This window comes from Paracoccus binzhouensis (assembly GCF_016446475.1).
Taxonomy (GTDB): Bacteria; Pseudomonadota; Alphaproteobacteria; order Rhodobacterales; family Rhodobacteraceae; genus Paracoccus; species Paracoccus binzhouensis.
Map to the genome: position 1 here is coordinate 1 of NZ_JAEHFP010000153.1, position 8,660 is coordinate 8,660.

The following is an 8,660-nucleotide window of genomic DNA, read 5'->3' on the forward strand; positions in this document are numbered from 1 at the left end:
CTCGGCGGGCGGTTCCGACGGCTCCGGCGCCGGGATTGCCGGCGCCTCGACGGTCTCGGCCGGCGGCTCCCTCTCCCCGCTTTCGTCGGCGGCGGGCAGTGCGGCCGGGCGCGGCGGCTGCGGCAGGGCCAGCGACAGCGCGGCCAACGCGGCGCCGCAGATCAGCGCGCCATGAACCAGACCTGCCGCAAATCCCCTCGCCATGCCTCGACCGTCCCGCCCTTGGCTTTCACGCCGGTTTTTCTTGCCCCGCGGTCTTGACCCGCCGCAAGGCTTTAGCCCATCTATAGCCGCAGATTTTCCGGGGTTCACCCCCCAATGCAAGGCCCCGCCATGATCCTGCTCATCGACAATTACGACAGCTTCACCTGGAACCTCGTGCATTACATGGGCGAGGCCGGGGCGGATGTGGTCGTGCGCCGCAACGACGTGCTTTCCGTCGAGGAGGCGCTGGAGATGGGCGCACAGGGCATCGTCATCTCGCCCGGGCCCTGCGATCCGGCCCATGCCGGGATCATCGTGCCGCTGATCCGCGCAGCCTCGGACCGGGGCCTGCCGCTGTTCGGCGTCTGCCTGGGCCATCAGGCCATCGGCGAGGCCTTCGGCGGCAAGGTGGTGCGTGCCTCGCGCATCGTGCATGGCAAGACCGACGCGATCAGCCATGACGGCACCGGGGTCTTTGCCGGCCTGCCCTCGCCGCTGACCGCGACGCGCTATCACTCGCTGACGGTCGAGCCGGAAAGCCTGCCCGACTGCCTGCGCGTCACCGCCACCGCCGCCGACGGCACCATCATGGGGCTGGTGCACCGGACCCTGCAGGTCGAGGGCGTGCAGTTCCACCCCGAAAGCATCGCCTCGGAACACGGCCACGACATGATCCGCAACTTCCTGCGCCGCTGCCAGAACCTGGGCGCCGCCGCATGAGCGCCGCCGCCACAGACATCCGGCCGCTGATCGGCCTGGCCGCCAGCCGGCCGCTGACCGGCACCGAGGCCGAGGCGGCCTTCGGCGCGCTGTTCGAGGGCGCGGCCACCCCCGCCCAGATCGGCGGGCTGCTGATGGCGATGCGCGTGCGCGGCGAGACGGTCGAGGAGATGGCCGCCGCCACCCGCGCCATGCGCGCACGGATGAACCGCATCAAGGCCCCCGCCGGCGCCATGGACATCGTCGGCACCGGCGGCGACGGCAAGGGCACGCTGAACATCTCGACTGCCACCGCCTTCGTGGTGGCGGGCGCCGGCGTGCCGGTCGCCAAGCACGGCAACCGCAATCTGTCGTCGAAATCGGGCTCGGCCGATGCGCTGACCCATCTGGGCCTGAACGTGATGTCGACGCCCGAGATCGCCGAGCGGGCACTGGCCGCCACCGGCATCTGCTTCATGATGGCGCCGGTGCATCATCCCGCCATGCGCCATGTCGGCCCGGCGCGGGCGGAACTGGGCACGCGGACGATCTTCAACCTGCTGGGGCCGATGACCAATCCCGGCGGGGTGCGGCGGCAGCTGACCGGCACCTTCGACCGGGTCTGGAACCGGCCGATGGCCGAGACGCTGCGCGAGCTGGGCAGCGAGGCCGCCTGGCTGGTGCATGGCGGCGACGGCACCGACGAAATCTCGATCGCCGAGCCGACCTGGGTGGCGCAGCTGAAGGACGGCGAGATCACCGAGTTCCAGATATCGCCCGACGATGCCGGCCTGCCCGTGCACCCCTTCGAGGCGATCCTGGGCGGCGATCCGGCGCAGAACGCCGCGGCGCTGCGGGCGCTGCTGGACGGCGCGCCGGGCGCCTATCGCGACGCGGTGGTGCTGAACGCCGCCGCCGCGCTGCTGATCGCGGGTAAGGCCGGCGACCTGCGCGAGGGCGCCGAGATCGCCCGCGACGCCATCGACAGCGGCAAGGCCAAGGCCAAGCTGGCCGCGCTGGCGGCCGAGGTCGGCGCGCCGGAAGCTCATGACTGAACCCGCCGCCGTCCCTCGCGCCTGGGCCGATCTGCCGTTCTTTCATCAGGATTGGCCGACCATCGCCGCCCGGCTGCCGGAGTGCGGCTGGCTGCCTGGCCCCGCCCGCGTCTTCGCCGCGCTGGAGCTGACCCCGCCCGAGCAGGTGCGGGTGGTGATCCTGGGCCAGGACCCCTACCCGACGCCGGGCCATGCCAACGGGCTGGCCTTTTCGGTCACGCCGGAAACCGCGCTGCCGCGCTCGTTGAAGAACATCTATGCCGAGCTGCGCGAGGATGTCGGCGCCGCGCCCCCGAACGGCGACCTGAGCCATTGGGCGCGGCAGGGGGTGCTGCTTCTGAACACCTCGCTTTCCGTGCTGCCCGGACAGGCCGGGGCGCATGCGAAATGGGGCTGGGAGAAGCTGGCGCGCCAAGCCGTCGCCCGCGCCCAGGCCGAGCGGCCGCTGGCCTTCATCCTCTGGGGCGCCCATGCGCAAAAGGCCCTCGCCGGACTGCCGCGCCCGCAGGATCTGGTGATCGAAAGCGCGCATCCCTCGCCCTTGTCGGCGCGGCGCGGGTTCTTCGGCTCGCGCCCGTTCAGCCGGGTGAACGACTGGCTGCGGGCGCGGGGCGAGCCGGTGATCGACTGGGCCCTTTCCGAAACCGCCGCCGCGGGGTAAAGCTGAGCCATGGATATTCTAGACCGCATCAAGGCCTACAAGCTTCAGGAAATCGCCGCCGCCAAGGCCGCCCGGCCGCTGTCGGGCGTCGAGGCCGCGGCCCGCGCCACATCAAGCCCGCGCGGCTTTGCCCGCGCGCTGGCCGAGAAGGCCGAGACCGGCCATGCGCTGATCGCCGAGATCAAGAAGGCCAGCCCCTCCAAGGGGTTGATCCGGCCCGATTTCGACCCGCCGGCGCTGGCCCGCGCCTATCAGCAGGGCGGGGCCACCTGCCTGTCGGTGCTGACCGACGCCCCGAGCTTTCAGGGCGCGCCCGAATTCCTGACCGCCGCGCGCGATGCCTGCGACCTGCCGGCGCTGCGCAAGGATTTCCTCTATGACACCTATCAGGTGGCCGAGGCCCGCGCCTGGGGCGCCGATTGCATCCTGATCATCATGGCCTCGGTCGACGACACGCTGGCCGCCGAGCTCGAGGACGCGGCTTTCCACTGGGGCATGGACGCGCTGGTCGAGGTCCACGACCGCGAGGAACTGGACCGCGCGCTGCGCCTGAAATCGCCGTTGATCGGGGTGAACAACCGCAATCTCAAGACCTTCGAGGTCAGCCTGGACGTGACGCTGGCGCTGGCGCCGCATGTGCCCGCCGGCCGCGATCTGGTCTGTGAGAGCGGGCTGTTCACCCCCGCCGACCTGAACCGCATGGCCGAGGCCGGGGTCAGGCGCTTCCTGATCGGCGAAAGCCTGATGCGGCAGGCCGACGTGACCGGCGCCACCCGGCAGATCCTGGGCCTCGCGGCATGAGCCTGACGCATTTCGACGCCCAGGGCCAGGCGCATATGGTCGATGTCTCCGGCAAGGCCGAGACGGCGCGCGAGGCGGTGGCCGAGGGCCTGGTGGTCATGGCGCCCGAGACGCTGGCCCTGGCGCAGGGCGGCGCGGCCAAGGGCGACGTGATGGGCGTGGCGCGGCTGGCCGGCATCATGGGCGCCAAGCGCACCGCCGACCTGATCCCGCTTTGCCATCCGCTGCCGATCACCAAGGTCTCGGTCGAACTGGCGGCCGAGCCCTCGCTGCCCGGCATCCGCGTCACCGCCACGGTGAAGACCGCCGGCAAGACCGGGGTCGAGATGGAGGCGCTGACCGCCGTTTCCACCGCCTGCCTGACCGTCTATGACATGCTCAAGGCCGCGCAGAAGGACATGCGGATCGAGGGCATTCGTCTGCTCTTCAAGACCGGCGGCAAATCGGGCGACTTCCGCGCGCCCTGAGGGGGAAGAATGATCAGCGTCGAAGAAGCCCGCGCCCGCGTCCTGGCCCTTGCCCAGCCGCCCGAGCCCGAACAGGTGGCGCTGGAACAGGCGCTCGGCCGCGCCATGACCGCGCCGGGTGTCGCCCGGCTGACGCAGCCGCCCTTCGACGCCTCGGCCATGGATGGCTATGCGCTGCGCTCGGCAGATCTGCCCGGTCCGCTGGCGGTGATCGGCACCGCCGCGGCGGGCGTGCCCTATGCGGGCGAGACGCCCCCCGGCAGCGCCATCCGCATCTTCACCGGGGCTCCAGTCCCGGCCGGTTACGACCGCGTGGTCATGCAGGAGATCGTCACCCGCGATGGCGACCGCATCACCGTGGCCGAAGCCGGGTCCAACCTGAACATCCGCCGCCAAGGCAATGACTTCACCGAAGGTTCCGCCTTTCAGCCGCCGCGCCCGCTGCGCCCCGCCGATCTGGCACTGCTGGCGGCGATGAACGTGCCGCGGCTGACGGTCGCGCGCCGGCCGCGCGTCGCCGTGCTGGCGGGCGGCGACGAACTGGTGCGCCCCGGCACCGATCCGGCGCCGGGCCAGATCATCAGCTCGAACGACATCGCCATCGCCGCGCTGGCGCGCGAGGCGGGGGCCGAGCCCATGGTCCTGCCGCTGGCCCGCGACACCGAGGAAAGCCTGCGCGACCGCTTCGCCGAGGCCGAGGGCTGCGACCTGATCGTGACCGTCGGCGGCGCCTCGGTCGGCGATCACGACCTGATCGCCAAGGTCTCGGCCGATCTCGGGATGGAGCGCAGCTTCTACAAGCTCGCGATGCGTCCCGGAAAGCCGCTGATGGCCGGGCGCATGGGCGATGCCGCGATGTTGGGCCTGCCAGGAAATCCGGTTTCTGCTGTGGTTTGCGCAAAACTCTTCATGCAGCCGCTGATCCGCGCCATGCAGGGCCTGCCGCCCGGGCCCGAGCCCCTGCAAGCTGTGCTGACCCGCGACCTGCCGCCCGAGGGCGACCGCCAGCATTACCTGCGCGCCCAGCTCTCGCCCGGCGACGGCCTGCCGGGGATCGAACCCTTCCCCGACCAGGATTCCGCCCGGCTGTGGCTGCTGGCCGAGGCCGACGCGCTGCTGATCCGCCCCGCCGGCGACCCGGCCCGCAAGGCGGGCGAGCGCATGGGCTACCTGCCGCTCTAGCCGGTTAACCGGAAATTTACCCGAATCGCCATAAAGATTGACGCAAGGGATCGGCCGCGCTAGAACATTCAATGAACACGATGGCGGCCGCAGCAGATCGGGGGCAGAGCATGCTGACGAAGAAACAGATCCAGCTTCTTGAATTCATTCAGGCGCGGATGGCTCGCGACGGGGTGCCGCCCTCGTTCGACGAAATGAAACTCGCGCTGGACCTGCGCTCGAAATCGGGAATTCATCGCCTCGTGACCGCCCTTGAAGAACGCGGATTCATCCGCCGCCTGCCGCATCGCGCCCGCGCGCTGGAAATCGTCCGCCTGCCCGACAGCCTCAGCAAGGGCACCAGCTTCCAGCCTCGGGTGATCGACGGGGATGCGCCCGACCGCCCCGCACCGCTGCCGCGCGGCGCGATGGAGATTGCCGTTTCGGCCGTGGAACTGCCGGTCATGGGCCGCATCGCCGCTGGTGTCCCGATCGAGGCGATCTCCGAGGTCTCGCACCATATCGCCGTGCCGGGCTCGATGCTCTCCGGCCAGGACCGGCATTACGCGCTGGAGGTGCGCGGCGATTCGATGATCGAGGCCGGGATCAACGACGGGGACGTCGTGGTGATCCGCGAACAGGACACGGCCGAGAACGGCGACATCATCGTCGCCCTGGTCGAGGGGTTCGAGGCGACGCTGAAGCGCTATCGCCGCAAGGGCGGCATGATCGCGCTGGAAGCCGCCAACCCCGCCTACGAGACCCGCGTGCTGCCCGAGGACAAGGTGCGCATCCAGGGTCGACTGGTGGGACTGATCCGCAGCTACTAGGCCTGCGCCGACGGTTCACTTGCCCGGCACAGGCGGCCCTGCGGCGTTGCGGGTTCCGACCCGCTGCGCTAACCATGGCACAAACGCGACAGGTCAAGGACAATCCATGCGCGCTCTGACGTTCCGCATCTTCGCCCTGGTCATGATGCTGGCGCTGCCGGTGCAGGCATTCGACACCAATGCCCGCGCCGCCTGGGTCTACGACCTGGCCACCGGCACCGTGCTGATGGAGAAGAATGCCGACGAGCCGCTGCCGCCGGCCTCGATGTCCAAGCTGATGACCCTGAACATGCTGTTCGAGGCGCTGCACGATGGCCGGGTGGCGATGGACACCACCTTCCCGGTCTCGACCAAGGCCTGGCAGATGGGCGGCTCGAAGATGTTCGTCGAGCCTGCCGACCGCCCTACGGTCGAGGAACTGATCCACGGCATCATCATCAATTCCGGAAACGATGCCTGCGTGGTGGTGGCCGAGGGACTGGCCGGCACCGAGGAAGCCTTCGCCCGGCTGATGAACGACCGCGCCTGGCAACTCGGCATGATACATTCGCATTTTGCCAACTCCTCGGGCTGGCCCGATCCCCAGCACCGGATGTCGATGCGCGATCTCGGCCTGCTCGCCACCCGGCTGATCACCGAATTCCCCGAACTCTACAAGAATTTCGCGCTGACCGAATACAACTACAAGGGCCGGGTCCCCTCGAATGCCAACAACCGCAACCCGCTGCTGCGCCTGGGCACCGGCGACTGGAAGGCGGATGGGCTGAAGACCGGCCACACGCAGGAGGCGGGCTATGGCCTGGTCGGTTCGGCCGTGCAGGGCGACCGCCGCATCGTCTTCGTGATCGCCGGCCTGCCCAGCGAAAAGGCCCGCGCCGAGGAGGCCGAGAGGATCGTGAACTGGGCCTATCGCCAGTTCACCATGCGCACCATCATCCCCAGGGACGAGATCGTGACCCAGGCCCCGGTCTGGCTGGGCGACAAGGGCCGCGTCGGCCTGACCACCCGCGACGGCGTCCGGGTGCTGATCCCGGCCGGCGCGCGCGCCGGCGTCAAGGCCGAGGCGGTCTTCAAGGGCCCGATCGAGGCACCGATCGCCAAGGGCGATCCGCTGGGCGAGCTGATCGTGGACATTCCCGGTGTCGGGCAGTCGCGCCTGCCGCTGCTCGCCGCCAGCGACGTGGCCCGCACCGGCGTCCTCGGCCGGATCCAGAGCGCGGCCCTCCGCTTGGGCGAGCGCGCGATCCAGTCGGTGCGGAACTGATCCCGCGCGCCCATGTTCATCAGCTTCGAGGGCATCGACGGATCGGGAAAATCCACCCAGGCGCAACGGCTGGCGCAGGCCTTGGCCGCGCGCGGCACCGAAACCGTGCTGACGCGCGAGCCCGGCGGCAGCGAGGGCGCCGAGGAGATCCGCCGCCTGCTGGTCGAGGGCCGGGGCGAACGCTGGTCCCCGGAAACCGAGCTTCTGCTGTTCACCGCCGCCCGCCGCGACCATGTCGAGCGGCTGATCCGACCCACGCTGGCGCGCGGCGCCTGGGTGGTCACCGACCGCTTCGCCGATTCCAGCCGCGTCTACCAGGGCCTCGCCCGCGCCGATCTGCGCCAGCTGGTCGAGGAGCTGCACCGGCTGACCATCGGCATCGAGCCGGACCGGACCTTCGTCATCGACATCGACCCCAAGGTGGCGCTGGCCCGCGGCCAGGCCCGCGGCGGGGTCGAGGACCGGTTCGAGACGCTGGGCCTCGATTTCCAGCGGCGGCTGCGCGACGGCTTCCTCGCCCTCGCCGCCGAAGTTCCGGCCCGCATCCGCGTGATCGACGGCAGCGGCGGCGAGGATGACGTCGCCGCCCGCGTCCTGGCGGCCCTGGCATGAGCGAGGAGCCGCTGCCCGAGCCCGACCGCGTGCCTGGCGCCCCGCATCCGCGCGAGGCCCTGCGCGTCGTCGGCCAGGACAGCGCCGTCGCGGATTTCCTGGCCGCGGCCAAGGCGCATCGGCTGCATCATGCCTGGCTGATCTCGGGCCCGCGCGGCACCGGCAAGGCGACCCTGGCCTGGAGCATCGCGAAATGGCTGCTCAGCGGCAGCAGCGGGCCCGACCTGTCGACCGCCGACAACGATCCGGTGGTGCGCCGCATCCGCGCGCTTTCCGAGCCGCGGCTGCATTTGGTCCGGCGGCCCGTCGACGAAAAGACCCAGCGGCTGCGAGCCGAGATCACCGTGGACGAGATCCGCCGCCTGCAGGCCTTCTTCCACATGAGCGCGGCCGAGGGCGGGCGCCGCGTCGCCATCATCGATGCCGCCGACGAGATGAACCAGGCCGCCGCCAATGCCCTGCTGAAGCTGCTCGAGGAGCCGCCGCAGGAGGCGACGATCCTGCTGGTGGCGCATCAGCCGGCGCGGCTCTTGCCGACCATCCGCTCGCGCTGCCGCGAGCTGCGGCTGCACCCGCTGGGCCCCGAGGACATGGCGGGGGTCTTGCAGGGTCTGGGCCTTGACCAGGACGCGGCGCGGCTTGCGGCGCTGTCCGGCGGCTCGGTCGGAGAGGCGCTGCGGCTGGCCGGCCAGGATGGGCTGGCGGTCTACCAGCGCCTGGTCGGGCTTTTCACCGATCATCCCCGCATGGACCGCCGCGCCGCCGCCCAGTTGGCCGAGATGGCGGCGGGCCGGGCCGGCGCCGACGGCGACCCTTTCGACCTGGTCGTGACGCTGATCGACCGTTTCCTGACCCGCGCGGCCCGGACCGGCCTGATGGGCGCCCCCCTGCCCGAGGCGGCCGAGG

The 8,660-nt window shown here is 70.7% G+C and carries 10 protein-coding genes; all 10 read left to right on the forward strand.

What is annotated here, in order from left to right; translation table 11 throughout:
• Positions 1 to 333: 333 nt before the first annotated feature.
• Positions 334 to 924, forward strand: a complete 591-nt coding sequence (locus I9P22_RS21940; protein ID WP_199262121.1) for an anthranilate synthase component II — start codon at positions 334 to 336, stop codon at positions 922 to 924.
• On the forward strand, positions 921 to 1,958 hold the full coding sequence (trpD, locus tag I9P22_RS21945; protein WP_199262123.1) for an anthranilate phosphoribosyltransferase: 1,038 nt from the start codon (positions 921 to 923) through the stop codon (positions 1,956 to 1,958). The genes I9P22_RS21940 and trpD overlap by 4 nt, the downstream gene beginning before the upstream one ends.
• Positions 1,951 to 2,619 (forward strand): uracil-DNA glycosylase, encoded by a 669-nt coding sequence (locus I9P22_RS21950; RefSeq protein WP_199262125.1) that lies wholly within the window; start codon positions 1,951 to 1,953, stop codon positions 2,617 to 2,619. Before trpD ends, I9P22_RS21950 begins: the two co-directional genes overlap by 8 nt.
• Positions 2,620 to 2,628: 9 nt before the next feature.
• Positions 2,629 to 3,420: an indole-3-glycerol phosphate synthase TrpC gene (trpC, locus tag I9P22_RS21955; protein ID WP_199262127.1), complete on the forward strand. Its 792-nt coding sequence runs from the start codon at positions 2,629 to 2,631 to the stop codon at positions 3,418 to 3,420.
• Positions 3,417 to 3,887, forward strand: a complete 471-nt coding sequence (gene moaC, locus I9P22_RS21960) for a cyclic pyranopterin monophosphate synthase MoaC (protein WP_199262129.1) — start codon at positions 3,417 to 3,419, stop codon at positions 3,885 to 3,887. The genes trpC and moaC overlap by 4 nt, the downstream gene beginning before the upstream one ends.
• Positions 3,888 to 3,896: 9 nt before the next feature.
• Positions 3,897 to 5,069: a molybdopterin molybdotransferase MoeA gene (locus tag I9P22_RS21965; protein ID WP_199262131.1), complete on the forward strand. Its 1,173-nt coding sequence runs from the start codon at positions 3,897 to 3,899 to the stop codon at positions 5,067 to 5,069.
• Between the two features lie 110 nt (positions 5,070 to 5,179).
• Positions 5,180 to 5,878: a transcriptional repressor LexA gene (lexA, locus tag I9P22_RS21970; RefSeq protein WP_199262133.1), complete on the forward strand. Its 699-nt coding sequence runs from the start codon at positions 5,180 to 5,182 to the stop codon at positions 5,876 to 5,878.
• A 106-nt stretch (positions 5,879 to 5,984) separates the two neighbouring features.
• Entirely contained in the window at positions 5,985 to 7,142 is a 1,158-nt protein-coding gene (locus I9P22_RS21975) for a D-alanyl-D-alanine carboxypeptidase family protein (RefSeq protein ID WP_199262136.1), read from the forward strand.
• 12 nt (positions 7,143 to 7,154) lie between these two features.
• Entirely contained in the window at positions 7,155 to 7,754 is a 600-nt protein-coding gene (gene tmk / locus I9P22_RS21980) for a dTMP kinase (RefSeq protein ID WP_199262138.1), read from the forward strand.
• The coding region (locus tag I9P22_RS21985; RefSeq protein WP_199262140.1) for a DNA polymerase III subunit delta' at positions 7,751 to 8,660 on the forward strand (910 nt) is incomplete at its 3' end. The genes tmk and I9P22_RS21985, both read left to right, overlap by 4 nt.

Bases quoted from the DNA above. Each gene is read 5' to 3' on its own strand.
- I9P22_RS21940 (WP_199262121.1), top strand. From the start codon at position 334: ATGATCCTGCTCATCGACAATTACGACAGCTTCACCTGGAACCTCGTG.
- trpD (WP_199262123.1), top strand. From the start codon at position 921: ATGAGCGCCGCCGCCACAGACATCCGGCCGCTGATCGGCCTGGCCGCC.
- I9P22_RS21950 (WP_199262125.1), top strand. From the start codon at position 1,951: ATGACTGAACCCGCCGCCGTCCCTCGCGCCTGGGCCGATCTGCCGTTC.
- trpC (WP_199262127.1), top strand. From the start codon at position 2,629: ATGGATATTCTAGACCGCATCAAGGCCTACAAGCTTCAGGAAATCGCC.
- moaC (WP_199262129.1), top strand. From the start codon at position 3,417: ATGAGCCTGACGCATTTCGACGCCCAGGGCCAGGCGCATATGGTCGAT.
- I9P22_RS21965 (WP_199262131.1), top strand. From the start codon at position 3,897: ATGATCAGCGTCGAAGAAGCCCGCGCCCGCGTCCTGGCCCTTGCCCAG.
- lexA (WP_199262133.1), top strand. From the start codon at position 5,180: ATGCTGACGAAGAAACAGATCCAGCTTCTTGAATTCATTCAGGCGCGG.
- I9P22_RS21975 (WP_199262136.1), top strand. From the start codon at position 5,985: ATGCGCGCTCTGACGTTCCGCATCTTCGCCCTGGTCATGATGCTGGCG.
- tmk (WP_199262138.1), top strand. From the start codon at position 7,155: ATGTTCATCAGCTTCGAGGGCATCGACGGATCGGGAAAATCCACCCAG.